Annotated in this window: 19 protein-coding genes and 1 rRNA gene; 9 read left to right on the top strand and 11 right to left on the bottom strand. The window is 69.8% G+C overall.

Annotated elements, in window-relative coordinates:
• Positions 1-389 precede the first annotated feature (389 nt).
• On the top strand, positions 390-956 hold the full coding sequence (locus IH68_RS0135255) for a DJ-1/PfpI family protein (RefSeq protein WP_030943370.1): 567 nt from the start codon (positions 390-392) through the stop codon (positions 954-956).
• A 145-nt stretch (positions 957-1,101) separates the two neighbouring features.
• Here the strand turns inward: IH68_RS0135255 and IH68_RS0135250 are convergent, their stop codons facing one another.
• Together IH68_RS0135250 and IH68_RS0135245 are read right to left on the bottom strand one after the other, a co-directional pair.
• A complete protein-coding gene (locus IH68_RS0135250; RefSeq protein ID WP_030943368.1) occupies positions 1,102-1,767 on the bottom strand; it encodes an HAD family hydrolase in 666 nt (221 codons plus the stop codon).
• A gap of 124 nt (positions 1,768-1,891) precedes the next feature.
• Positions 1,892-2,407 (bottom strand): DUF6912 family protein, encoded by a 516-nt coding sequence (locus IH68_RS0135245; protein ID WP_030943366.1) that lies wholly within the window; start codon positions 2,405-2,407, stop codon positions 1,892-1,894.
• Positions 2,408-2,721: 314 nt separating this feature from the next.
• Between IH68_RS0135245 and IH68_RS52425 the strand changes: the two genes are divergently transcribed.
• A complete protein-coding gene (locus tag IH68_RS52425; RefSeq protein ID WP_063763569.1) occupies positions 2,722-3,519 on the top strand; it encodes an Rv3235 family protein in 798 nt (265 codons plus the stop codon).
• Positions 3,520-3,633: 114 nt separating this feature from the next.
• Here IH68_RS52425 and secA read toward each other — a convergent pair whose 3' ends face one another.
• A complete protein-coding gene (gene secA / locus IH68_RS0135230) occupies positions 3,634-6,447 on the bottom strand; it encodes a preprotein translocase subunit SecA (protein WP_030943358.1) in 2,814 nt (937 codons plus the stop codon).
• Positions 6,448-6,728: 281 nt separating this feature from the next.
• Between secA and IH68_RS0135225 the strand changes: the two genes are divergently transcribed.
• Positions 6,729-7,319, top strand: a complete 591-nt coding sequence (locus IH68_RS0135225) for a GNAT family N-acetyltransferase (protein ID WP_030943356.1) — start codon at positions 6,729-6,731, stop codon at positions 7,317-7,319.
• Positions 7,320-7,371: 52 nt separating this feature from the next.
• Complete coding sequence (locus tag IH68_RS0135220) at positions 7,372-8,568, top strand: winged helix-turn-helix domain-containing protein (protein WP_030943354.1); 1,197 nt, start codon at positions 7,372-7,374, stop codon at positions 8,566-8,568.
• Positions 8,569-8,585: 17 nt separating this feature from the next.
• Here the strand turns inward: IH68_RS0135220 and IH68_RS0135215 are convergent, their stop codons facing one another.
• The 7 genes from IH68_RS0135215 to mtnA form a co-directional block, all read right to left on the bottom strand.
• The gene (locus tag IH68_RS0135215) at positions 8,586-9,332 is read right to left on the bottom strand and encodes a response regulator (protein ID WP_030943352.1); all 747 of its coding nucleotides are present in this window, start codon (positions 9,330-9,332) and stop codon (positions 8,586-8,588) included.
• 204 nt (positions 9,333-9,536) lie between these two features.
• Positions 9,537-10,229 carry a ribosome hibernation-promoting factor, HPF/YfiA family gene (gene hpf, locus IH68_RS0135210; protein WP_030943349.1) on the bottom strand — a complete coding sequence of 231 codons (693 nt, stop codon included), beginning with the start codon at positions 10,227-10,229 and terminating at the stop codon, positions 9,537-9,539.
• A gap of 313 nt (positions 10,230-10,542) precedes the next feature.
• Positions 10,543-11,478: a ComF family protein gene (locus IH68_RS53905; RefSeq protein ID WP_078912753.1), complete on the bottom strand. Its 936-nt coding sequence runs from the start codon at positions 11,476-11,478 to the stop codon at positions 10,543-10,545.
• Positions 11,479-11,626: 148 nt separating this feature from the next.
• Positions 11,627-13,456: an LpqB family beta-propeller domain-containing protein gene (locus IH68_RS0135200; protein WP_030943344.1), complete on the bottom strand. Its 1,830-nt coding sequence runs from the start codon at positions 13,454-13,456 to the stop codon at positions 11,627-11,629.
• On the bottom strand, positions 13,446-15,500 hold the full coding sequence (mtrB, locus tag IH68_RS0135195) for an MtrAB system histidine kinase MtrB (RefSeq protein WP_030943341.1): 2,055 nt from the start codon (positions 15,498-15,500) through the stop codon (positions 13,446-13,448). The genes IH68_RS0135200 and mtrB overlap by 11 nt, the downstream gene beginning before the upstream one ends.
• A gap of 1 nt (position 15,501) precedes the next feature.
• The gene (mtrA, locus tag IH68_RS0135190; RefSeq protein WP_187284748.1) at positions 15,502-16,191 is read right to left on the bottom strand and encodes a two-component system response regulator MtrA; all 690 of its coding nucleotides are present in this window, start codon (positions 16,189-16,191) and stop codon (positions 15,502-15,504) included.
• A 424-nt stretch (positions 16,192-16,615) separates the two neighbouring features.
• Positions 16,616-17,764: an S-methyl-5-thioribose-1-phosphate isomerase gene (gene mtnA / locus IH68_RS0135185; protein WP_030943335.1), complete on the bottom strand. Its 1,149-nt coding sequence runs from the start codon at positions 17,762-17,764 to the stop codon at positions 16,616-16,618.
• A 140-nt stretch (positions 17,765-17,904) separates the two neighbouring features.
• On the opposite strand from mtnA, the gene IH68_RS0135180 reads away from it, so the two are divergent.
• Genes IH68_RS0135180 through IH68_RS0135160 form a run of 5 tightly spaced genes read left to right on the top strand, consistent with a single transcriptional unit; the run spans position 17,905 to position 23,548 of the window.
• Complete coding sequence (locus IH68_RS0135180; protein WP_030943331.1) at positions 17,905-19,266, top strand: proline-rich domain-containing protein; 1,362 nt, start codon at positions 17,905-17,907, stop codon at positions 19,264-19,266.
• 4 nt (positions 19,267-19,270) lie between these two features.
• Positions 19,271-20,056 carry a DUF4129 domain-containing protein gene (locus tag IH68_RS0135175; RefSeq protein WP_420719023.1) on the top strand — a complete coding sequence of 262 codons (786 nt, stop codon included), beginning with the start codon at positions 19,271-19,273 and terminating at the stop codon, positions 20,054-20,056.
• Positions 20,053-21,249, top strand: a complete 1,197-nt coding sequence (locus IH68_RS0135170; RefSeq protein WP_030943323.1) for a DUF4350 domain-containing protein — start codon at positions 20,053-20,055, stop codon at positions 21,247-21,249. The genes IH68_RS0135175 and IH68_RS0135170 overlap by 4 nt, the downstream gene beginning before the upstream one ends.
• The gene (locus IH68_RS0135165; protein ID WP_107057572.1) at positions 21,249-22,238 is read left to right on the top strand and encodes an AAA family ATPase; all 990 of its coding nucleotides are present in this window, start codon (positions 21,249-21,251) and stop codon (positions 22,236-22,238) included. Before IH68_RS0135170 ends, IH68_RS0135165 begins: the two co-directional genes overlap by 1 nt.
• Positions 22,238-23,548, top strand: a complete 1,311-nt coding sequence (locus IH68_RS0135160; RefSeq protein WP_030943317.1) for a DUF58 domain-containing protein — start codon at positions 22,238-22,240, stop codon at positions 23,546-23,548. Before IH68_RS0135165 ends, IH68_RS0135160 begins: the two co-directional genes overlap by 1 nt.
• Positions 23,549-23,637: 89 nt before the next feature.
• Here the strand turns inward: IH68_RS0135160 and rrf are convergent.
• Positions 23,638-23,718, bottom strand: a 5S ribosomal RNA gene (gene rrf, locus IH68_RS0135155); the annotation flags it as partial.

Here is a 23,718-nt window from a genome sequence, read left to right as displayed (position 1 = left end):
CGCGTCCAGGGGGTGAATGGCATCCCGGGAGCCCTTCCGGCCCCCTCCTGCCCGCGAAGACCAGCGACTGCCGCCCGGTCACGGAGATGGTCCGTGCTCGCCGGGCGCAGGGCAGGGGCAACGGTGCCCCCGCGAGCTATCGCGCTGATCACGCCATAAGGCTATCGCTCAGTACGGGGGGCCCGTCATGAGCCGTATGTGTACAAAACCGGGGGTGGAACTTTGACACTCTGCACAGCGGCAAAGGCCCCACGGTCGTGCGGGCCTACGAATCCAACCCCTCATCTGATCCCCCTTGCTCGAAAACGGCCGGACCCCTTGGCAAGGCCACCCCCCAGGAGGCAAGTTGCCCATGACAGCGCACGCCCGCCCGAGGGGAGCCGTCCGACATGACCGCGAAAATCCTCATCGTCACCGGCGACGCAGCAGAGTCACTGGAGGTCCTGTACCCCTACCAACGCCTCCGCGAGGAGGGCTACGACGTCCATATCGCGGCCCCCACCCGCAAGAAGCTCCAGTTCGTCGTCCACGACTTCGAGCCCGGTTTCGACACCTACACCGAGAAGCCCGGCTATACCTGGCCCGCCGATCTCGCCTTCGCCGAGGTCGACCCCGGCCAGTACGCCGCCCTCGTCATCCCGGGCGGCCGCGCCCCCGAGTACCTCCGCAACGACCCCGAACTCCGCAAGATCCTCAAGTCCTTCTTCGACGCGGACAAGCCGGTCGCCCAGATCTGCCACGGTCCGCTGCTCACCGCCGCGGTCGACGGCCTCAGCGGCCGCCGCGTCACGGCGTACCCCGCCCTGGAACCCGACATGCAGGCCGCCGGCGCCACCTTCCAGGACACCGAGGCGGTGGTCGACGGCACCTTGGTCTCATCCCGCGCCTGGCCGGATCACCCCGCATGGATGCGGGAATTCCTGACAGTACTGCGAGCAAAGGCCCCGGTGACCTGACGTAGCCGTGCCGTCCGCGGGCAGTCGTGCCCCGCCGTGCCGTCTGCGGACAGTCGTGCCGCTGGGGCGGCTCCCGACCCAAAGAGAGGCGGCGCTCCGCCGACGCGGGCAAGCGAACCCACCCCCGCCCAGCCCCGCAGACCCCCTACGCAGCCAACCGCGCCGCCTCAGCAACAGCGTCCCTCAGCGTGTCCACCACCGGCACCCCCACCACTTCAAGGCTGGCCCGACCATGCGACCCGCCGGTGTACAGCACCGCCTGTGCCCCCACATGCCGCGCGGCCACCGCATCATCGGCAGCGTCGCCGATCACCACCGTACGAGCCGGATCCACACCGACCAGTGAGGCAAGGTGCCGCACCATGTGCTCCGCCTTGCTGCCCCCCGAGGGCCCGGTCCGCCCGTCGACGCGTATGAAGTGCGCCTCTATCCCGAACCCCCGCACCAACGGGACGAGTTCGTCGTGCGTGTACATGCTCAGGATCGACTGACTGCGTCCCGCCGACCGCCATCCGGCGAGCAGTTCCGTCGCCCCCTCGGTCAGCCCGCAGCCGACCCGGTGCTCGGCGTAGTACCGGTGGAAGGTCTCGTCCATGACCTCCCATTCGGCGTCCGTCGGCAGCCGGCCCATGAGCCGTTCGTAGAACTTCGGCACCGGCACGCAGTACAGCGCCCGGTACTGCTCCATCGTGATCGGCTCAAGACCCAGCTCGGCGAACGCCGCGTTCGTCGCCCCGATGATCGCGTCATTGTCGTGGAACAGAGTCCCGTTCCAGTCCCAGACAATGTGCGGCCCTGTCTGCTTCCCCATGCCAAAAACGTACCCGCTGCCACTGACAATCAAGAGCGCCGCAGGTCAGACGGCCATTGACCCGACGCTGGAGGGCACAGGCACGGGAGGGCGCGGGTAGGGAAGGACGCAGACGCGGGAGGGCTCAGTCCTCGAGCCCGACCAGGTTGGGGATCTCCTGCGTCGCGTACCACAGCAGTTCGTGGTCCTCGGCGCCATCCACCACGAACTGGGCGTCGTCGTCCCCGCGGTCCGCCGCGTCGAGCGCCTCGGCCGCGGCGGCCACGTCCGCCTCAGCGTCATCGAGGTCGACGTGAACGGCGGCGGCCTTGGCCAGCGCCACGGTCCCGGTCACCCGCACCTCGCCGAGCGCGGCCGGGTCGAGGCTCCGGTCGGGGTCGGCGGACGCGGCGCCGTCGGGCACGTCGATCGCGACCACGACCCGGCGTCGTACCGCCCCGGGATCCGCGGCCAGCAGCCGGAGCGAGGCCAGCGCGGCACGGTTGAGGGCCGCGTACTCCAGTTCCTCGATGTCGTCGGAGAGGTACCACTCGCGCAGAGCGGGAGTGACGGCGTACGCGACGAGCGGCCCTGCCCCCAGCTCTCCCGTCTTGTACGCCTCGGCGAGACCGGAGAGGGTCAGGGGGACGTAGACGCGCATGGCTGGCCGCTTTCGTGGTCGGTGGCTGGGCGCGCTCACGCGCCTCCTGGAGGGCCTTCAGGATACGTGCGGGAGTCCCCTTTCGAGTCCCTGCCCACATGCCCGGAGGCGTCCACTTCAGGCCTCGGAACTCACCCGGCACACCCCCGCGATCACGGGATTCCACACCCCCTCCATCACCCTGATAGGTGAAGATTCCGACCGCCCCGCCCCGGCCCCCCGCTTCCTTGCTGCCGCCGCCCTTCGCCCCGTACAAGATCCCCGACAGCAAGTTACCGACCGGTATCAGTCCGGCTCACCGAACGGGGACGCGCATGCACAAGATCATGACCAGGGCACAGCACCAGCCGGGCGGCCGCCCTCCCGGCCGCCGCGACTCCCGCCGTCCCGGCGGCACCCCGCCCCGCACCCCGGGCGGAACCACGACCCGCACCTCCCCCGGCGGCGGCCGCCCACCGAGCTCCCGGACCGAGGGCCTCTCGCCGAGCACCGAGCCTGCCGACAACCGACCGCCGACACCTTCTGCCACCACGGCCAGGAACAGGACCAGCGCCCTCAGGGGGCCGGTCAGCCCGCCGGGCCCGGCCTCCCCGCCCAGGGGCACCGCGACCACCACGGCGGCTCCGGGCGCGCGTACCGCCGCCACGGCCCGCACCACCGCCCCAGCCCCGCCCGACAAGACTCCCGCCCCAGGGGAAACCGCCCTTGCCCCCGGGGACACAGCCGCCCAGCCGCCCTGCCCAGCCGGCCACACCCGGCCGGTCCCCCAGCCCCGCCCCACCGACGTTTTCGCCGACCTCCTCCTCGCCGTGCTGAGCGGTCAGCGCCCCGTTCACTCGATGCTGCGGCACACTGCGGGCCGGGCCTACGACGAGCTGGCCTGGCTCGCCGAACGCGGCCCTCTGCGCACCCGCGGCACACGCCCCGTCGTCCGCGACATCGGCTACTACGAAGCCCGTCCCGGCGCCGTCGAGGCCTTCGCCCGCATCGGCGCGGGCGACCAGCTGCGGGCCATGGCCTTCCGCCTGGAACGGGGCCAGGACCTGCGCTGGCGCTGCACGGCGGTGGAACTCGGCGGCCCGCGCCCGCCGCGCCCCACCGGCGACGACTAGACGACCGGAGGCGCCTGCCGGGCCGACCCGGCCCGGCAGGCGCACCGCCCTACGCGCCGAAGGGCCGGGCCACCCCGAGGTGACCCGGCCCTTCAAGCCGTTACGACGCGCTGCTCACTTCTTACGGCGGCGCCCGCTCCGGGACTGCTTGCGCCGCTCCGCGCGCGTGAGACCGTCGGCCTCCGAGCGCACCGGCTCCTCGTCACCGACGAATTCGCCCTCGATGGTGCCGCCCTCGCCGTCCACGGTCGGCGCGGAGAAGTGCAGGTTCCGGCGCTGCGGAGCGTCCAGCCCCTTGGCGCGGATCTCCGGGCGGCCGCCCGCCTGCGCCGGCACCACGTCCTGCTTCTCCATGTCGACAGGCTCGGCGTCCTCGACCGGGACCTCCTCGACCTGCTGCTCGACCTGGACCTCCAGGTTGAACAGGTAGCCGACGGACTCCTCCTTGATGCCCTCCATCATGGCGGTGAACATGTCGAAGCCCTCGCGCTGGTACTCGACCAGCGGGTCCTTCTGCGCCATCGCGCGCAGGCCGATGCCCTCCTGGAGGTAGTCCATCTCGTAGAGGTGCTCGCGCCACTTGCGGTCCAGGACCGACAGCACGACCCGGCGCTCCAGCTCACGCATGATCTCGGAGCCGAGCTGCGCCTCGCGCGACTCGTACTGCTCGTGGATGTCGTCCTTGATGGACTCGGAGATGAACTCGGCGGTCAGACCGGCCCGGTCGCCGGCCGCCTCCTCCAGCTCCTCGACGGTCACCTTCACCGGGTAGAGCTGCTTGAAGGCACCCCACAGCCGGTCGAGGTCCCAGTCCTCCGCGAAGCCCTCGGCGGTCTCCGCGGCGATGTACGCGTCGATCGTGTCGTCCATGAAGTGCACGACCTGCTCCTGCAGGTCCTCGCCCTCCAGGACGCGGCGCCGCTCGCCGTAGATGACCTCGCGCTGGCGGTTGAGGACCTCGTCGTACTTCAGGACGTTCTTACGGGTCTCGAAGTTCTGCTGCTCGACCTGCGACTGGGCGGACGCGATCGCGCGCGTGACCATCTTGTTCTCGATCGGCACGTCGTCCGGGACGTTCGCCATCGACATCACGCGCTCGACCATCTGGGCCTTGAAGAGCCTCATCAGGTCGTCGCCGAGCGAGAGGTAGAAGCGGGACTCGCCCGGGTCGCCCTGACGGCCGGAACGACCGCGCAGCTGGTTGTCGATACGCCGCGACTCGTGCCGCTCCGTGCCCAGGACGTAGAGCCCGCCGAGCTCCTTGACCTCTTCGAACTCCGCCTTCACGGCCTTCTCGGCACGCTCCAGGGCGTCCGGCAGGAAGTGGGCCCACTCCTCGATGTGCTCCTCGGGGTCGAGGCCGCGCTGACGCAGCTCCGCCTCGGCGAGGTCGTCGGGGTTGCCGCCGAGCTTGATGTCCGTACCACGGCCGGCCATGTTGGTGGCGACGGTCACGGCGCCCTTGCGCCCGGCCTGGGCGACGATCGTCGCCTCACGGTCGTGCTGCTTGGCGTTCAGCACTTCGTGCTGGATGCCGCGCTTGGAGAGCTGCTGCGAGAGGTATTCGGACTTCTCGACCGACGTCGTACCGACGAGGATCGGCTGGCCCTTCTCGTGCTTCTCGGCGATGTCGTCGACGACCGCCTCGAACTTCGCGACCTCGGTGCGGTAGATCAGGTCCGACTGGTCCATGCGGATCATCGGCTTGTTGGTCGGGATCGGGACGACGCCGAGCTTGTAGATCTGGTGGAACTCGGCCGCCTCGGTCATCGCCGTACCGGTCATGCCGGAGAGCTTGCTGTAGAGGCGGAAGAAGTTCTGCAGGGTGATCGTGGCGAGCGTCTGGTTCTCGTCCTTGATGTCCACCCCTTCCTTCGCCTCGATCGCCTGGTGCATGCCCTCGTTGTAACGGCGGCCGGCGAGGATACGGCCGGTGTGCTCGTCGACGATCATGACTTCGCCGTCGATGACGACGTAGTCCTTGTCCTTCTTGAAGAGCTCCTTGGCCTTGATGGCGTTGTTCAGGTAGCCCACCAGAGGCGTGTTCACCGACTCGTAGAGGTTGTCGATGCCCAGCCAGTCCTCGACCTTGCTGACGCCCGGCTCATGGATGGCGACGGTGCGCTTCTTCTCGTCGACGTCGTAGTCGCCGGTCTCCTCGACGCCCTTGAGCGGGTTGCCCGCCTCGCCCTTCTTCAGGCGCGTGACCAGCTTGGCGAAGTCGCCGTACCACTTGGTGGCCTGGTCGGCCGGACCGGAGATGATCAGCGGCGTACGGGCCTCGTCGACCAGGATCGAGTCGACCTCGTCGACGATGGCGAAGTTGTGGCCGCGCTGCACCAGTTCGTCCTTCGACCACGCCATGTTGTCGCGCAGGTAGTCGAAGCCGAACTCGTTGTTCGTGCCGTACGTGATGTCGCACTCGTACTGCTGGCGGCGCTCGGCCGGCGTCATGTTGGCGAGGATGCAGCCGACGCTCAGGCCCAGGAACTTGTGGACGCGGCCCATCATTTCGGAGTCGCGCTCGGCCAGGTAGTCGTTCACCGTGATCAGGTGAACGCCCTTCCCGGAGAGGGCGTTCAGATACGCGGGCAGCGTGCCCACCAGGGTCTTGCCTTCACCGGTCTTCATCTCGGCGACATAGCCGAGGTGGAGGGCGGCGCCACCCATCATCTGGACGTCGTAGTGACGCTGCCCGAGGACGCGCTTGGCGGCCTCGCGCACGGTGGCGAACGCTTCGGGGAGCAGGTCGTCCAGACTCTCGCCGTCGGCGTAGCGCTGCTTGTACTCATCGGTGAGGGCCCGCAGCTCGGCGTCGGAGAGGTCGACGAAGTCCTCTTCGATGGAGCTGACCTGGTCCGCGATGCGGTGCAGCTTGCGCAGGATTTTTCCTTCGCCTGCACGCATGATCTTCGAGAGGACGGACACGGGGGTTGGTCTCCTTGCCGGTCGGGCCTGGGACGGTCGGTTTCCATTTGACTTGCTGAGCAACGGCCATCGTATGCGAGGACCCCACCAAGCCGGGAGGCCTGCCGGTACGACGACCGCCGAAGGCTTCGCGCACCGCTTCAAATCTCCTTCAAAGGGGACAACGGACGGGCCCTGCGGATGGTGCCGCTTCACGGCCACGAATTGCGCGAATTGTGATCACGCGCTCACGCACGGCAAAAGGATGGCGTCCGTGTCGGGCCTCCGCGGACAATCAGCCGATGGAACCCGTCACGCTCACGACCTCCCGGCTGCTCCTGCGCACGGTCGGCCCCGAGGACACCGACGCGGTGTACGCCGCGGCCCAGGATCCCGACATCCAGCGCTGGACGGCGATTCCCTCGCCCTACCTCGCCGAGCACGCGCGGACTTTCACCGAGGAACTCGCCCCCAAGGGCTGGGCGAACGGTTCCATACTCACCTTCGCTCTGTTCCTCCCCGAAGGGGAGGAACTCGTGGGCATGCTCAGCCTCACCATGCATTCTCTGAGCATGGCCGAGATCGGCTTCTGGGGCACGAAGGAGCACCGCGGCAACGGCTATGTCACCGAGGCCGTCGTCGAGGTCTCCCGCTGGGCCTTCACCCACCTGTCGGTCGACCGCGTGGAATGGCGTGCGGAAGTCGGCAACAGCGCCTCCCGCGCGGTGGCGGAGCGCGCGGGCTTCGTCATCGAGGGCGTCCTGCGCTCCGCGATCATCCACCAGGGCGTACGCCGGGACTCCTGGGTGGGTGCCCTGCTGCCCTCGGACCTGGGGCTTGCGTCGACGGCGCCGTATCTCCCGGCACCCGCCTCAACCCCGGGCGTCCGGTGACGAATTCGCAGGTCACCTCGCATTGTCAGTGCCGCCTTCTATCGTGCGGACCATGACGACCCCGCGCCCCGCCACCGACCTCTCGGCAGACGAAGCCCGCCGCATCGCCCTCCGCGCCCAGGGCTTCCTCGGCACGCCCGACCGCAGAGCCGGCGTCCGCGGCGTCCTCCGCCATCTCGGCGCGGTCCAGCTGGACACGATCTCGGTGCTGGCGCGCTCCCATGAGCTCATCCCGTACGCCCGCCTCGGCGCGGTGGGCCGCAAAAAGGTGGAGGACGCGTACTGGAAGGCGTCGTCCGCCGCCCCGCACGCCTTCGAGTACTGGTCGCACGCCGCGTGCATCCTCCCCGTCGAGGAGTGGCCCCACTTCGCCTTCCGCCGCCGCGCCTACCGAAGCCGCCCGCACTGGAACCACGCCCTCCCGGACGGCACCTACGAGCAGGTCATCAAGCAGCTCCGCGCCGAAGGCCCCCTCACGGCGACGGAGTTGGGCGGTGCGAAGCGCACCAGTGAGTGGTGGGACTGGTCCGGCGCCAAGGTCGCCGTGGAGCGTGCGCTGATGTACGGGGAGGTGGTGTGCGTGGAGCGCCGCGGCTGGAAGCGGGTGTACGACCTCGCCGAGCGCGCGATCCCGGCCGCGCTGCTGCACGACGAGCTGGATGACACGGAGTGCCTGCGCCGTCTGGTCCGCCTGGCAGGCCAGTCCCTGGGCATCGGCACGCGCGCGGACATCGCCGACTACCACCGCCTCAAGGGCGAGCAGGTCGACGCGGTGATCGCCGACTCGGGCCTGGTCCCGGTCACGGTCGAGGGCTGGTCCAAACCGGCCTGGGCCGACCCGGCGGCCCTGGACACGCCGCCGCGCGGCCGCCACCGCACCACGCTCCTGTCGCCCTTCGACTCCCTGGTCTGGGAGAGGGCGCGCACGGAGCGGATCTTCGGCTTCACCCACCGCCTGGAGGCCTACGTCCCGAAGCCGAAGCGGGTCTACGGCTACTTCGCGATGCCGGTCCTCGCCGGCGGCCGCCTCGTCGGCCGGGTGGACCCGGCCCGCGACGGCGCCACGCTGGTGGCCAAGCAGGTCACCCTGGACGGCCCCAAGGTGGTCCCGGCCGTGGCGGAGGCTCTGGTCGAGGCAGCGAGCTGGGTGAACTGCACCAGCGTCCGCGTGGAGCGTGTGGACGCCCCTGAGCTTCACGAGCCGCTCACCAAGGAGGTGACCCGCGCACTCGTCGCGGCACTGCGCTGACCGGGGTCGCCGTCCCGTCAGCGGATCTCGAGGATCTTCTCCCGCATCGCGTACACCACCGCTTCCATCCTGGAGTGCAACTGCAGCTTCTCCAGGATGTTGCGGACGTGGTTCTTCACGGTGTTCTCGGAGATGAACAGTTCTTTGGCGATGTCCCGGTTGTTCATCCCGGTGGCGACGAGTTTGAGGACCTCCAGCTCGCGGTCCGTCAGCCGCGGCGCGGGCACGAGCCGGCGCTCGTCGGTGCGCTGGATCATCGACTTGAACTCGGTGAGCAGCTTCGACGCCATGGACGGGCTGATCTGGGACTGCCCGTCGGCCACCGCGCGAATGGCGGTGGCCACCTCGTCCGTGGAGATCTCCTTGAGGAGATAACCAGTCGCGCCCGCCTTGATCGCGTCGTAGAGGTCGGCTTCCTCGTCGCTGATCGTCAACATGATGATCTTGGCGCTGGGGGCAACCTCCTTGATGGAGGTGCAGGCCTCGATCCCGCCCCGCTTCGGCATCCGTACGTCCATCAGAACGATGTCCGGCAGCAGGTCGGCCGCCTTGTCGACGGCCTCCGCACCGTCCCCGGCCTCCCCGACGACCTGGATGTCCTCCTCGGCCGCGAGCACGATCTCCAGGCCCCGGCGGAAGAGGGCGTGGTCGTCCACGACAAGGACTCTGATCGGTTCCTTGCGTGGAGAGCCCGCGTCCGGGCCCATGCCGACGACGCCGCCGTCGGCATCCTCGTCACGCATCGGTCCGAAGCTGTCCGCCATCGTTCCTCCCCCTGAAGGCTGTGGCCTGTGGTGCTGTGCCATCGCCAACCCAAGGCAATGACCCACCGGTTGGGCCATTGCCGCCATGATTCCATGCCCGGGCGACAACGCGGTGACAGAGCGGTTCATGAAGGGGTCACACCGGTGCCCCTGGGGGGCGCACAGGCGCTCCAGGGGCACTGGCTCAGCCGTCAGCCGCGCGGGTCAGCCGCCCAGCGTGCCGCCCGGCGCGGGAGACTGCGCCTGGGCAACCATCGGGTCGGTGCTGAGGTGGATGACGCCGTAGTCGTAGGCGTGCCGCCGATAGACGACACTGGGCTCCTTCGTCTCGGAGTCGACGAACAGGTAGAAGTCGTGTCCGACCAGTTCCATCTCGTAGAGGGCCTGGTCGAGGGTCATCGGGGAGGCGACATGGGTCTTCTCGCGGACGACGAGGGGGCCTTCGCCCTTGACCTCCAGTGAGCCGATCTTCTTGGTGGGCACTCCGTCCTGGTCTTCCTCGTGGACGGGGCGGCCGTTCCCGTTGAGCGTCGCCGCGCCCGGGACGTGGTCGGGGACCTCGGCGGCCGAGATCCTGCGCGCGCCGCGGCGCGAGAACCGCTTGTCGTGCTGCTTGCGCAGCCGGGCATCCAGCTTCTCCGCCGCCAGGTCCAGCGCCGCGTACGGGTCGCTGGCCGCTGCCTCCGCCCGGATCACCGGACCGCGGGAGCGGAGCGTGATCTCCACTCGGTCGCAACGGTCGGCCTGTCGGGGGTTGGGCTCCTTGGACACCTCGACGTCGAGGCTGATCACCTTGCCATCGAGCTTCTGGATCTTCTCCAGCTTCAGCTTCTCGGCCACGTGCTTGCGGAACCGCTCGGGCACCTCGGTCTTGCGGCCCTTGACGACGATGTCCACGCAGAACTCCGTTCCCGGATCACTCCGCTCCACTGGCGGAGCATCTCCCTTTTGCACCAGGCTCCGGCGAGCTCCGGAGCCTACGGACTCGGTGACTTCCACCTCCTCCCCCGCGGACAAGATCTCCACTCCACTGCGACGGGTGATTGTGAAAAACCCGCAGCACGGCATTCGGGTACGAGAGCGATGGCCTGCGCCTTTCTCTCACAACCGAACATATCTCGCCCGGACGGATGTCGTCACCCTCTACCGCGGCGTACCTCCGTTCAGGTGAATTGACCCTCTCATTACCTGCAACGATGCAAGCTGGCAGTCAGTTCCGGTTTATTTCGAAAGAATCTGGCGGCGCGGCGACCACGGCTGCGCAGATCACGTCACCTGCGCCGCCCGCACCCGCCATTCCTGGCACTGAGTGCATACGGCCGGGCGCCTCGCCCGCCGAGCCGGCGATCCATTCTCCTGTGCCTTCCCGAGCAGCTGCCGTGTACACAGCCCTAGTTGCTCCGTCGTACGAAACCAGCCCCGAGAAGTGCCGTTGCACAACCGCCTCTTGTTCTCCCCTCTCGTGCGCGCCCGCCCTTTCTTCCGGCTCCGTCGCCGCCCGCACGGCGCGCGCCGCTTCGGCCAGGGATGCGCCGGTGGTCATCAGGTCGTCGACGAGCACGACCGAACCGCCGCGAAGCAGCCGGTCTCCGCCGGGAGCCACCGCCAGGGCGCCCGCGAGATTGTCCAGCCGCTGCCGGGAGTTGAGCCCCGACTGGTCAGCCACGGCGCGCCGCTGCCGCAGCACGGCGAGGACTCGGGCCGCGGTCCCGGTCCGCCGTAGCTCGCCCGCGGCCGCGAGCGCGATCCGCCGTGCCGGGTCGTGGCCCCGCGCCCGCACCGCCGCTCGCGCGGACGGAACGGGAACGAGCAGTACGGGCACTCCACCGCCCGCAGCCGCAGGACCGGCCGTCTCCCTGAGTCCCGCCCGCACGGCCCCTGCCAGTGCCGTGCCGAGTGGTGCTGCGAGGGCCAGCGCGCCCCGTTCCTTGTGGGCCAGCAGCGTGGCTCGCACCTCGTCGGCGTACCGGGCGGCCGCGTGCACCACGGGCAGCCCGGGCGGCTCCGGCACCGGTCGCACCCGGCTCGGTGCGGTCCCGCTCAGGACGGCACGGCACTCCGGGCAGAGCACCGTGCGAGGCCTCCCGCAGCCTCCGCACTCGGCCGGCAGCACCAGGTCGGTGAGTTCCTGCCACCACCCCCGCATGCCCACCACTCTGCCAACGCCCGAGCCCCCCGGCCAGCCCTGTGGACAACTCCCTGTGGACAAGTCATCCGGGGTGCAAACCGCCCCCTCGATGCGGCCGGAAACGACCGCCCCCGGACAACCTCACCGGCTCCCCCGCACGACAGCGTCACCCCGGATAAACCGGCGCCGCCCCGTCCGTGACCTTCTGCCACTGGCCGCCGGACGGCAGCCGTACGATCCCGTCCTCCGAGTCCGCCACCAACGGCAGCCGGTCGGACTCGGCCGCGGTGATCTCCTTGATCCCGGAGAGGGCCGCGGGTGCCTGCCCCTCGGGTGTGGAGCCGTCGACCTGCGCATACCGCATGGTCTGCAGTCCGCCCTGTTCACGCCCGACCACCACGAGCCGGCTGTCCCCGGCCCACGACATGGCTGTGACATCCTCCAACTCCGGTGTTGCGGAGTGCAGTCCGGCCACCGAGACGGTCGGCCGACCCTCCGCTGTCTCCTGCCGCCGCTCGATCCGCCCGATGAGCAGGGACGACTTCTTGCTGCCCTTCGCCACGACGAGCGCTATGCGCACCCCGTCGGCGGCCACTCGGACGTCGCGGATGCGGCCGTCCAGCTCCGGGACCTTCACCGCGAGCGGCTCGCCCTTGCCTTGTTCCAGCAGGAGCAGCCGGGGGTTGTCGGGGGCGCGGTCGGCCACCCAGAGGTCACCGTGGACATCCCAGCTCGGCGCCGTCAGCCGGTCCTGTTCCGACTTGGCGCGGCTGGTCAGTACGGGGGTCCCGAGTGAATCACCGGACACCAGCGACGCGACGTACAGCTCCTTGCCGTCGCCGGAGACGGCGGCCGCTTTGTCCTCGTCGTGCGACACGGCGACCGAGCGCAGCTCCTTGTCTCCCTCGCCGAACGCCCCGTCCACCGGTTCCGCCTTGGGGCTGCTGCTGCCGGTCCCCATCCGTACGAGCCGGTTCTTGTTGTCGATGAAGTACAGATAACCGGGCTGCTGCACCGAGCCTCGCGCGGTGGCGGCTTCGGTCTCGCGGAGCGAGCACAGCCGCGAGTTGCCGGACTGCAGCTCGACCTGGTCCACCGCGGGGGTGAGGCTCTGCAGGGTGAACAGGAGCTGGGCGGCCATCTCGTTGCACTGGCCCTGACCGACCCGGCGGGCTTTCTCGTTCAGCGGCACGGTCAGCTTGTTCTGGTCGTCGGGCGCCAGCGTGGTGACGCCGTTCTTCAACGCCGTACCCGTCGGGAAGCTCGTCCGCACCACGTGATCGAGCCAGTTCGTGGGCCCGTTGAGCAGCGAGCGGACCATCTGCGTCATGGGGTCCACGCGCCGGCGGACGTACACGGGATCGGCGACGGCCGCCGGCTGCGTCGTTGTCCCGGCCGCGGCGTTCGAGGCGAAGTAGTACTTGTTGACGGACATGTAGTTGCGCTGGAAATCCGACTTGCCCATGACGACGCCCTGCGGGAGCCGGTCGATGCGCCACTGCTTGGTCTTCTTGTCGCGCGTGAGATGCACCGGCGCGTCGTAGGGCCCGTCGGCGGGCGAGTACGCCTGCTGCTCGTCCACGTTCGCGACCCGCGTGCCGGTCAAGGTGAACGAGAGGTCGTCGGCGCCCTCCCGGCCGCCCAGGCGGTTGGGGCCGATGCCGGGTCCGTCGGCGAGGACCGTACTGGACAGCCCCGGTTTCCAGGTCTGTGACGCCGTCTTGGTCAGGTATTGCCGCGCCGTCGAATAGTTCGGATCGTCGCTGGTCAGTGCCTCGAGGAAACCGGAGACGATGTCCGAGGGCTGGGCGTCGTCCTGGGGCGGCATGGCGAAAACCCGCACCTGCGTGTCCTGCCGCGGTGTGGAGTCGACCCCGCGCAGGTCGCCGCTGTCGGGCATCGAGGCGCATCCCGCCAGCAGTACGGCGCCACAGGCTGCGTACGTCGCCGCGCGCATCGGTCTGCGCCCGGCGCCCCCCTCGCGGTCAGCGCCCACGAAATGCCTCCCCTTGATTCTTCGACTCCTCCGGCCCGGTGTCCGGGCGGCTCGAGGTCCCGGCCCCGTCCTCACCCGGCGTTTCGTTCTGTCGCCTGGCTCCGGAAGTAGGACGGGGGACCACGCGCGCGCCGTTCCCGGGCAGTGCCGTCGGGTCGGCTGTGGGGGCCGAACCGGCCAGTCTCGGGGCCATCGGCGGTATCTGGTCCGCGACCGGCTGCGCGGGCACGGTGGCGGCTTTGTCCCCGCGCGGCAGTCCGGCGTCGTTGAGTCCTCGGTTGCGCCGCGAGTCCTTGGGCTCCAGAGGTATGGGCGAGCCCCGCAGCGGCTCGTCCGCCGTCCGCGGCAGCGTCAGCCGGAACTGCGAGCCGCCGCCGGGCTCGCCCCAGGCCTGCAGCCAGCCGCCGTGCAGCCGCGCGTCCTCCAGGGCGATGGACAGCCCCAGGCCCGTACCACCGGTCGTACGCGCGCGTGCCGGGTCCGCGCGCCAGAAGCGGCTGAACACGCGCGTGGCCTCACCGGGCTTGAGTCCGACGCCGTAGTCGCGCACCGCGACGGCGACCGCTCCGCCGGCCGTGGCGAGCTTGACGAGGACGTCCTTGCCCTCGCCGTGCTCCACGGCGTTGACGACGAGGTTGCGCAGCACCCGCTCCACACGCCGCGCGTCCGCTTCGGCAACGACGGGCTGCTGGTCACCCAGGACGCGTATGTGTGTGCCCTTGCGCTCGGCGAGCGGCTCGGCCCCGCTGACGACGCGCCGTACGACCTCCCTGAGGTCTATCGGCTCCGCCTCCAGCGCCGCCGCGCCCGCGTCGAACCGGCTGATCTCCAGCAGGTCCGCGAGCAGCGACTCGAACCGGTCCAGCTGGTCCGCGAGCAGCTCCGCCGACCGCGCGGTCACCGGGTCGAAGTCCTCCCGCGCCTCGTGGATGACGTCCGCGGCCATCCGAACGGTCGTCAGCGGTGTCCGCAGCTCGTGCGACACGTCCGACACGAACCGCCGCTGCATCCGCGACAGGTCCTCCAACTGCTGGATCTTCAACTGCAGGTTCTGCGCCATCTTGTTGAAGGCCTCGCCGAGGCGGGCGATGTCGTCCTCGCCGGTGACCTTCATACGTTCCTGCAGCCGCCCGGCGGACAGCCGCTCGGCGATCCCCGCGGCCATCCGCACGGGCGTGACGACCTGCCGCACCACCAGCCAGGCAATGGCCCCGAGCAGTACGACGACGAAGAGCCCCGCGGTCGCCAGCGTGCCCTTGACCAGGCTCAGTGACTTCTCCTCCTGGGTGAGCGGGAAGAGGTAATAGAGCTGGTACGGGGCGCCGCTCGGGTCGTTGACCTGCTTGCCGATGACGAGTGCCGGCTGGGATTCCTGGCGGTTGTTGCTGTAGAGGATCCGGGTGTAGCTCTGCGCGGCCGTCGTGTCGTCGTTGATCCGCGCGCGCAGGTCCTCGGGCACGCTGGCCGTCGGATCGACGTAGCCGGAGCCGCGCGGCCCGCGCCCGCCGCCGCTGTTGTCGTCGCCCGCGGGCAGGGTCACCACTTCGAAGGCGCCCTGGCCACCGCTGGACAGGGACTCCACGAGGTCGCTCATCCACGAGGTGAGGTTCTGCGACTGCCGCCCGTCCGCCGCCGTGCCGTCGTCGCTGGTCCCGGCCGCTGCCTCGTCGGCTTTCTGCTTGGCCACCGCGAACCCACCGGTGGCCTGGCTCTGCGAGGCCTTCACCTTGGCGTCCAGCAGCCCGTTGCGCACCTGACCGATGACGACGAATCCGAGCAGCAGCACCACACCCAATGACATCAGCAGCGTGGTGGCGACGACCTTGAGCTGGATGTTCCGCCGCCACAGCCGCATGACGGGCAGCAACGGCCGCCGGACCCAGCGCATGAACAAGCGGAGCACCGGGCTGCCCTGGACTCCGCCCTGCAGCAGCCCACCCTCCAGCAGCCGGCCCCAGCGCGACCCTGTCGTCGTCCGGCCGACAGGCCGCCCCGCGCCGGCCCTGTCCGGCCCCGGCGCCGAAGCGGCACTGTCACCGGACATGTCAGCTGGGCCCTGCCTTGTAACCGACGCCCCTGACCGTCACCACGATCTCCGGCCGCTCCGGGTCCTTCTCGACCTTGGAGCGCAGCCGCTGCACGTGAACATTCACCAGCCGGGTGTCCGCAGCGTGCCGGTATCCCCACACCTGCTCGAGCAGCACCTCACGCGTGAACACCTGCCACGGCTTGCGGGCCAGTGCCACCAGCAGGTCGAACTCCAGCGGCGTCAGCGCGATCGACTGTCCGTCCCGCTTCACGGAGTGACCGGCCACGTCGATGACGAGGTCACCTATGGCCAGCTGTTCCGGCGCCGGCTCCTCCGACCTCCGCAGCCGCGCCCGGATCCGGGCGACCAGCTCCTTCGGCTTGAACGGCTTCACGATGTAGTCGTCGGCGCCCGACTCCAGCCCGACCACCACGTCGACGGTGTCGCTCTTGGCCGTGAGCATCACGATCGGCACACCCGATTCCGCCCTGATCAGGCGGCACACCTCGATGCCGTCCCGTCCGGGCAGCATCAGGTCGAGCAGCACCAGGTCGGGTTTGCTCTCACGGAATGCGGCCAGCGCCTTGTCACCGTCGGCTACGAAAGACGGCTCAAAACCTTCACCACGCAGCACAATGCCGAGCATCTCGGCCAGTGCCGTGTCGTCGTCGACGACAAGGACTCGTCCCTTCATAAACGACATCATCCCATTCTCATAACGGTGGCGAAGGTGCAGGTGAGCAGCGTCACTGGCCCGTGACGATAGTCGTACTCGGCCGTCACTGTCTGCCCCTGTCCCGCGACGTCGATGTCAGACACGGATGTCAGCTACCCAGGGTAGGCGCAGCCTGACCATACGGTTGGCCCAGCGGCTCCTGGCCGGGCTGCGACGATGCCGTGACGACTTGGCATGCCCGCCCCGACCCTATTGACTGACGGACGGGCAATTCAGGGCAGACCTATTTCGAAGCCGGCCGAACACGTCTCGCTTCACAGACGGGGCACCCTTTTACCGGCCTCGAACCTCTACCGGGCACATTGGCCCCAGGGCGCGCGGCCGTCGCGCGGCGACCGGCAGACGCCCGCCCGGGCAGGTGGAGGGTCGTTCGCATCGCCCGGGCCGAGCACCGTTAGCCGATCGTCACCTCGCGCGACCTCGCACAGAGCTCCGCAAGAGCCTCAGCGGTCACGGGCGAAACGACACCCTCCTCCGTGACGATCGCGGTCACCAGCTCGGGCGGCGTCACATCGAACGCCGGGTTGTACGCCTGGGTCCCCAGGGGCGCCACCGGAACCCCGCCTCCTGCTTCCGCTCCCGCCATCGGCACCTGAGGTGCTGTGACCTCGGTCACCTCATGGCCGGGCCGCTGCTCGACCTCGATGGAGGCCCCGTCAGGGGTGTCCGGATCCACCGTCGTCAGCGGTGCCACCACGATGAACGGCACATGGTGGTACCGCGCGAGCACCGCAAGCGGATAGCTCCCCACCTTGTTCGCCACAGAACCGTCGGCGGCAATCCGGTCCGCCCCTATCAGCACCGCGTCCACCTCGCCGGCCGCGAAGAGCGAGCCCGCCGCGTTGTCCGTGAGCAACGTGTACGCCATACCGCTGCGCGCCGCCTCATAAGCGGTCAGGCGAGCGCCCTGCAGCAACGGACGCGTTTCGTCCACCCACAGCCGCCGCAACCTCCCCGCGCGGTGCGCGGCGAGCGCCACCGCGAACGCAGTCCCCTCCCCGCCCGACACCAGCGCCCCGGTGTTGCAGTGGGTGAGGATCCGGTGCCCGCCACCGGGCAGCAGCTCGTCGAGAAGTGTCAGCCCGCACTCGGCCATACGGGCACTGGCCTCGGCATCCTCCTTGTGCAGCCGACGCGCCGCGGCAAGCGCCGCCGCAGCAGCCTGCCTGGCATCGCCACTGCTGGCGTACTCGGCCCGGTAGGCGGCCTGGGCCCTGCGCACACCGACAGCAAGATTCACCGCAGTGGGCCGGGCACCTGCCAGCGCGGTTGCGGCCTCGTCCACGTCGAAGCCGCGCGTGGCGGCGAGCGCGACACCGTACGCTCCCGCGATGCCGAGCAGCGGCGCCCCGCGCACAGCCAGTGAACGGATCGCCTCCACCAGCGCGGGCGCGTCCGTGCAAACCCGCTCGACTTCCTCGGCCGGCAGCCTCGTCTGGTCGAGAAGTACCAGTACGGGCCCTTCTGGTGGCTCCTCCCAGCGGATCGCCGGTATCTCGTTCGGACTGCTGTCTTCGCCGGATTGCGCGTACTGATCAGCCATGCGGTCAGTCTGCCCGTTATCCGGCAGACAATTGAAGGTGTGCAGCCCATACCGCGGCCGGTACCTCGGCGACCACCCCATGGCACGATGGCTGCCAACCTGCCGCCGCGACCGCGGACGGGCACCGTGAAGGAGCAACGATGAAAGACACTCCGGGCTGGGCCTCGCCCGGATCTGCCCCGTCCGACGGGCAGGAGCCCGGCGCGTCCGGCCCTGCCGGGCCCACCGACCGCCCCGGCCCCGCGGAGCCCGCGGACCAGTCCGGCCCCGACCCGCAGGACACTCCTGACCCGCAGGGCCCCGGCTCGCAGTGGTCCAAGCAGCAGCCGCCACCCGGCCAGTGGTCCGCGCCCGCCGGTTCCGCCGGTTCCGGCCGCGCTGCTCCGCCACCCCCACCGCCCAGCCCCGGCTGGGGCACCCAGCCTCCCCCTGGCCCAGGTGGCCACGGTCCGGGCGGCTTCCAGGCCTACGGCACTCCCGGATACCCCGCATGGGGCGGCGGCTGGGGCGGCCCCCCACCGGCCGCCAAGCCCGGCGTCATTCCGCTCCGCCCGCTCGGCGTGGGCGAGATCCTCGACGGCGCCGTCTCCACCATGCGCACCTACTGGCGCACAGTGCTGGGCATCTCCCTGACCGTCGCGGTGGTTACCGAGGTCCTCGTCATCCTGCTCCAGGGCCTGGTACTCAACGACACCAGCACCGCGGCCCTCGACGACCCGAGCGCCACCGCCGGCGAACTGACCCGCGCCATGGGCGAGGTCATGCTCAGCTCCGGTGCGGTCTTCCTGATCTCTCTGGTCGCCACAGTCGCCGCGACCGCCCTGCTCACCACCGTCACCAGCCGTGCGGTCCTCGGCCGCCCGGTGACCACCGGCGAGGCCTGGCGCGACGCCCGCCCCCAGGTCCTGAAACTGTTCGGCCTGATCCTCCTGTTGCCTCTCATCGCCGCCACGATTGTCTTCGGGGGCGCGCTGCCCGGCATCCTCGTGGCGGTCTTCGGGAACACCGACGCGGGTGTCGCACTCGCCGTCCTGGGCGGCCTCGCCGCCGGCGTCGTCGCCCTGTGGCTGATGATCCGCTTCTCCCTGGCGTCGCCCGCACTGATGCTGGAGAAACAGGGCGTTCTGAAGTCGATGAGCCGATCCGCGAAGCTCGTCCGAGGCTCCTGGTGGCGTGTCTTCGGCATCCAGTTGCTCGCCGGAATCATCGCGAACATCATCTCGGCGATCGTCGTCATCCCCTTCACTTTCCTCGCCGCAGCGCTCGGCGGCGACGGCGTCGTCGGCTTCCTCAACGGTGAGGGCAACAACCTCGGCTGGACCTTCCTCATCATCAGCGGCGTCGGCTCGGTGATCGGCTCCATGATCACTTTCCCGATCAACGCCGGCGTCACCGTGCTCCTCTACATCGACCAACGCATCCGCCGCGAAGCCCTGGATCTCGAGTTGGCCCGCGCCGCCGGTGTCCAGGGCTACGGCGCCGACGCCGGCTCGGGAGGCTGATGCGGTGAGCATGACGGGGGGAGTTCTCACAGCGGTGCCGACGGTCCTGCCGCGCGCCGCAGAATCGGCCGTACGAACGCTGCGGCGCGCCGCCGACACATACGTCTTGTCACTGGCGCACTCCGGCGACGAACCGCCGGTGACGATCCCTCGGGATCCTGCACGTGAGGCAGCCCGTCGCGAGCTGTCGAAGCGCATGTACCACGAGAACGACCCCAGCCTGTTCCAGCGTGCCCTGAACGCCTTCTGGGACTGGGTCGACAAGCTGTTCGGCTCGGCGGCGACCGCGACGCCCAGAGGCACACTCGGCCTGGTAGTCGTCATCGTGGCCGTCCTCGCGTTGCTGGGCGCGCTGTGGTGGCGGTTGGGCACACCACGGCGTAAACCCGCCTCGTCCGCCACCCTGTTCGACGACCGTCCCCGCAGCGCCACCGAACACCGCGCGGCCGCCGAGGCACACGCCGCCCAGGGCCACTGGAACCAAGCTGTCCAGGAACGCATGCGCGGCATCGTCCGCTCCCTCGAGGAGCGCGCACTCCTCGACATCCGCCCCGGCCGCACCGCGGACGAGGCAGCCGCAGAAGCAGGCCGCGCACTGCCCGACCACCGAGACCGGCTATACACAGCTGCCCGGGACTTCGACGATGTGACATACGGCGGCCGAAGGGCGAGCGAGCAGTCGTACCACCGCATGGCCGAACTCGACCACGATCTCGAACGCACCAGGCCCCAGCTCGCGAGCAGCAGGTCCAGCACAGCCCACAACGCCCGCCAGGGAGCCGCCGGATGACGACCGAGGTCATGCTCCCGTCCACCTCGGCCTCGCCCACCGCACGCCAGGTGTGGACCCGCGCACGCGGCATCGCACTCGCCGTCGTGCTCCTCCTGGCAGCGGCCGTCGTGATCGCCGTGATCCGCTCCGACACCCGGCACGGCGAACTCGACCCACGGTCCGTCGACCCCTACGGCAGCCGCGCCGTCGCCGAACTCCTCGCCGACCGCGGCGTGTCCACGCGCGTGGTCACCACTCTGGACGGGGCGCGCGCCGCAGCCGCCCCGGACACAACCCTCCTGGTCGCCCTCCCCGACCTGTTGACACACCGTCAACAGGCCAAGTTGCACTCCGCGACCGCACACTCCGGTGGCCGCACCGTACTCATCGCCCCAGGCAGCTCGTCCGTCGAGAAACTTGCCCCCGGCGTCACCGCGGACCCCGCCACCAGCCTCGACTCGATGCTCTCCCCCGACTGCCAACTGCCCGCCGCCCGCCGCGCGGGCACCGCAGACACGGGCGGCATCCGCTACACCACCACACGCCTCGGCGCCGACGAGTGCTACCGCAGCGAGCGCCTGGCCACCCTCCTGCGCATCCCGGAGACCTCCGGAGACGGCGACACCGTCGTCCTCGGTGCGCCCGACATCCTCTTCAACGAACGCCTCGACAAGGAGGGCAACGCCTCGCTCGCCCTCCAACTCCTCGGCTCCCGCCCCCATCTGGTCTGGTACCTCCCCACGCTTTCCGACAGCTCCGCCACCGACACCGGCGACGAAAAAGGCTTCTTCGACCTGGTCCCTTCCGGCTGGCTCTGGGGCACACTGCAACTCTTCGTCGCGGCAGCCCTCGCAGCCTTCTGGCGGGCACGCCGGCTGGGCCCCCTCGTGCCCGAAAAACTCCCCGTGGCGATCCGCGCCTCCGAAACCGTCGAAGGCCGCGCTCGTCTCTACCGCAAGGCGAACGCCCGCGACCGCGCGGCCGCCGCTCTTCGCTCCACCACCCGCACCCGCCTCGCCCCCCTCGTCGGCGTCCCCGCCGCCCAGGCGCACGCGCCCGAGGCCCTGCTCCCCGCCCTGTCCGCCCACCTCCACAGCGACGGACAGACCCTGAACTCCCTCCTCTTCGGCCCGCCACCCAGCGACGACGCGGCTCTCATCGCCCTCGCCGACCAACTCGACGCCCTCGAAAGAGAGGTACGCCGTCCATGATGGACCCGACCACTGACAACGCCGGGCACACCGGGGACCCGGGCAAAGCCCGAGCCTCCCTGGAAGCCCTGCGCGCCGAGATCGCCAAAGCCGTGGTCGGCCAGGACCCCGCCGTGACCGGCCTCGTCGTCGCCCTCCTCTGCCGCGGACATGTACTACTGGAAGGAGTCCCCGGGGTCGCCAAAACGTTGCTCGTACGCGCCCTCGCCTCCGCACTCGAACTCGACACGAAGCGCGTGCAGTTCACCCCCGACCTGATGCCGAGCGACGTCACGGGCTCGCTGGTCTACGACACTCGCACCGCCGAGTTCTCGTTCCAGCCCGGACCGGTCTTCACCAACCTCCTCCTGGCCGACGAGATCAACCGCACGCCCCCGAAGACCCAGTCGTCCCTCCTGGAAGCCATGGAGGAACGCCAGGTCACGGTCGACGGCACCCCGCGCCCTCTCCCCGACCCCTTCCTGGTCGCCGCAACCCAGAACCCGGTCGAATACGAGGGCACATACCCCCTCCCTGAAGCCCAACTGGACCGTTTCCTCCTCAAACTGACGGTTCCTCTCCCCTCCCGCCAGGACGAGATCGACGTCCTCACCCGACACGCCGAGGGCTTCAATCCGCGCGACCTGCGCGCCGCCGGGGTACGCCCCGTGGCCGGCGGGGCCGACTTGGAGGCCGCCCGCGCCGCGGTCGCCAAGACAGCCATCTCCCCGGAAATCACCGCCTACGTGGTGGACATCTGCCGGGCAACCCGCGAGTCGCCGTCCCTCGCCCTGGGCGTCTCCCCACGCGGCGCCACGGCCCTCCTTGCCACCTCGCGCGCCTGGGCATGGCTCACGGGCCGTGACTACGTCATCCCCGACGACGTCAAGGCCCTGGCGCTCCCCACTCTCCGACACCGCGTACAACTCCGCCCCGAGGCAGAGATGGAAGGCGTCACGGCAGACTCCGTCATCAACGCAATCCTCGCCCACGTCCCCGTCCCCCGCTGATGGCACTCACCGGACGCGCCGCGCTCCTCGCGGCCCTCGGCTCCCTCCCCGTCGGAATCTGGGACCCCAGCTGGACGGGCATCCTCGCCGTGAACGGTCCCCTGGCCTTGGCCTGCGCCTGCGACTTCGCCCTCGCAGCACCGGTACGGCGCCTAGGCCTGACCCGCTCCGGGGACACGTCCGTCCGCCTGGGCGAGGCCGCCGACGTAACCCTCACCGTCACCAATCCATCGCGCCGCCTCCTGCGTGCCCGCCTGCGCGACGCCTGGCCCCCCAGCAGCTGGCAGCCCGGCACAGAGTTCGCGGCCTCCCGCCACCGCCTGACCGTGCCTGCAGGCGAACGCCGCCGCGCCACCACCCGTCTACGCCCCAGCCGCCGCGGCGACCGTCAGGCAGACCGCGTAACGATCCGCTCCTACGGCCCGCTCGGTCTGTTCTCACGCCAAGGCAGCCACCAGGTCCCTTGGACAGTACGCGTCCTGCCCCCCTTCACCAGCCGCAAGCACCTGCCATCGAAACTCGCACGCCTCCGCGAGCTGGACGGCCGCACCAGCGTGCTCACTCGCGGCGAGGGGACAGAATTCGACAGCCTGCGCGAGTACGTACCAGGCGACGACACCCGCTCCATCGACTGGCGTGCGACGGCCCGCCAGTCCACGGTTGCCGTGCGCACATGGCGACCCGAACGCGACCGTCACATCCTGATCGTCCTGGACACGGGCCGCACCTCAGCCGGCCGCGTGGGGGACGCCCCCCGCCTCGACGCTTCTATGGACGCGGCCCTGCTCCTGGCAGCACTCGCTTCACGCGCCGGCGACCGGGTGGACCTGCTCGCCTACGACCGCCGGGTACGCGCCCTCGTCCAGGGCCGCACAGCACGCGATGTCCTCCCGTCCCTGGTCAACGCGATGGCCACGCTTGAACCCGAACTGGTCGAACTGGATGCCCGAGGCCTGACAGCCACCGCACTCCGCACGGCCCCCCGCCGCTCACTCATCGTGCTGCTCACAAGCCTCGATGCGGCCCCCGTGGAGGAAGGTCTGCTTCCGGTGCTCTCTCAACTCACCCAGCGCCACACCATTCTGATGGCATCGGTAGCGGACCCATACATCGCCCGTATGGCGAACGCCCGTGGAAACACCGAGGCCATCTACGAAGCTGCAGCCGCTGCCCAGGCCCAAAGTGACCGCCACCGCACCGCGGAGCAGCTCCGCCGTCACGGAGTCACGGTCGTCGACGAGACTCCCGAAGAACTGGCGCCGGCACTGGCAGATGCGTATCTGGCCTTGAAGGCGGCGGGTCGTCTGTAAGAGGAGGGCCCTCTTTGAAGGGCCCGCGACCTAAGCCCTGAAATGCAGAAAACCCCGCACCAAAATGGTGCGGGGTTTTCTCAAATTTTGTTCGGCGGCGTCCTACTCTCCCACAGGGTCCCCCCTGCAGTACCATCGGCGCTGTAAGGCTTAGCTTCCGGGTTCGGAAT

The sequence above is a fragment of the Streptomyces sp. NRRL S-646 genome (genome assembly GCF_000720765.1).
Lineage (GTDB): Bacteria > Actinomycetota > Actinomycetes > Streptomycetales > Streptomycetaceae > Streptomyces.
This window is presented reverse-complemented; position numbering and strand designations above follow the sequence as displayed.

Bases quoted from the DNA above. Each gene is read 5' to 3' on its own strand.
- IH68_RS0135255 (WP_030943370.1), top strand. From the start codon at position 390: ATGACCGCGAAAATCCTCATCGTCACCGGCGACGCAGCAGAGTCACTG.
- IH68_RS0135250 (WP_030943368.1), bottom strand. From the start codon at position 1,767: ATGGGGAAGCAGACAGGGCCGCACATTGTCTGGGACTGGAACGGGACT.
- IH68_RS0135245 (WP_030943366.1), bottom strand. From the start codon at position 2,407: ATGCGCGTCTACGTCCCCCTGACCCTCTCCGGTCTCGCCGAGGCGTAC.
- IH68_RS52425 (WP_063763569.1), top strand. From the start codon at position 2,722: ATGCACAAGATCATGACCAGGGCACAGCACCAGCCGGGCGGCCGCCCT.
- IH68_RS0135225 (WP_030943356.1), top strand. From the start codon at position 6,729: ATGGAACCCGTCACGCTCACGACCTCCCGGCTGCTCCTGCGCACGGTC.
- IH68_RS0135220 (WP_030943354.1), top strand. From the start codon at position 7,372: ATGACGACCCCGCGCCCCGCCACCGACCTCTCGGCAGACGAAGCCCGC.
- IH68_RS0135215 (WP_030943352.1), bottom strand. From the start codon at position 9,332: ATGGCGGACAGCTTCGGACCGATGCGTGACGAGGATGCCGACGGCGGC.
- IH68_RS53905 (WP_078912753.1), bottom strand. From the start codon at position 11,478: ATGCGGGGGTGGTGGCAGGAACTCACCGACCTGGTGCTGCCGGCCGAG.
- mtrB (WP_030943341.1), bottom strand. From the start codon at position 15,500: ATGTCCGGTGACAGTGCCGCTTCGGCGCCGGGGCCGGACAGGGCCGGC.
- mtrA (WP_187284748.1), bottom strand. From the start codon at position 16,191: ATGATGTCGTTTATGAAGGGACGAGTCCTTGTCGTCGACGACGACACG.
- mtnA (WP_030943335.1), bottom strand. From the start codon at position 17,764: ATGGCTGATCAGTACGCGCAATCCGGCGAAGACAGCAGTCCGAACGAG.
- IH68_RS0135180 (WP_030943331.1), top strand. From the start codon at position 17,905: ATGAAAGACACTCCGGGCTGGGCCTCGCCCGGATCTGCCCCGTCCGAC.
- IH68_RS0135170 (WP_030943323.1), top strand. From the start codon at position 20,053: ATGACGACCGAGGTCATGCTCCCGTCCACCTCGGCCTCGCCCACCGCA.
- IH68_RS0135165 (WP_107057572.1), top strand. From the start codon at position 21,249: ATGGACCCGACCACTGACAACGCCGGGCACACCGGGGACCCGGGCAAA.
- IH68_RS0135160 (WP_030943317.1), top strand. From the start codon at position 22,238: ATGGCACTCACCGGACGCGCCGCGCTCCTCGCGGCCCTCGGCTCCCTC.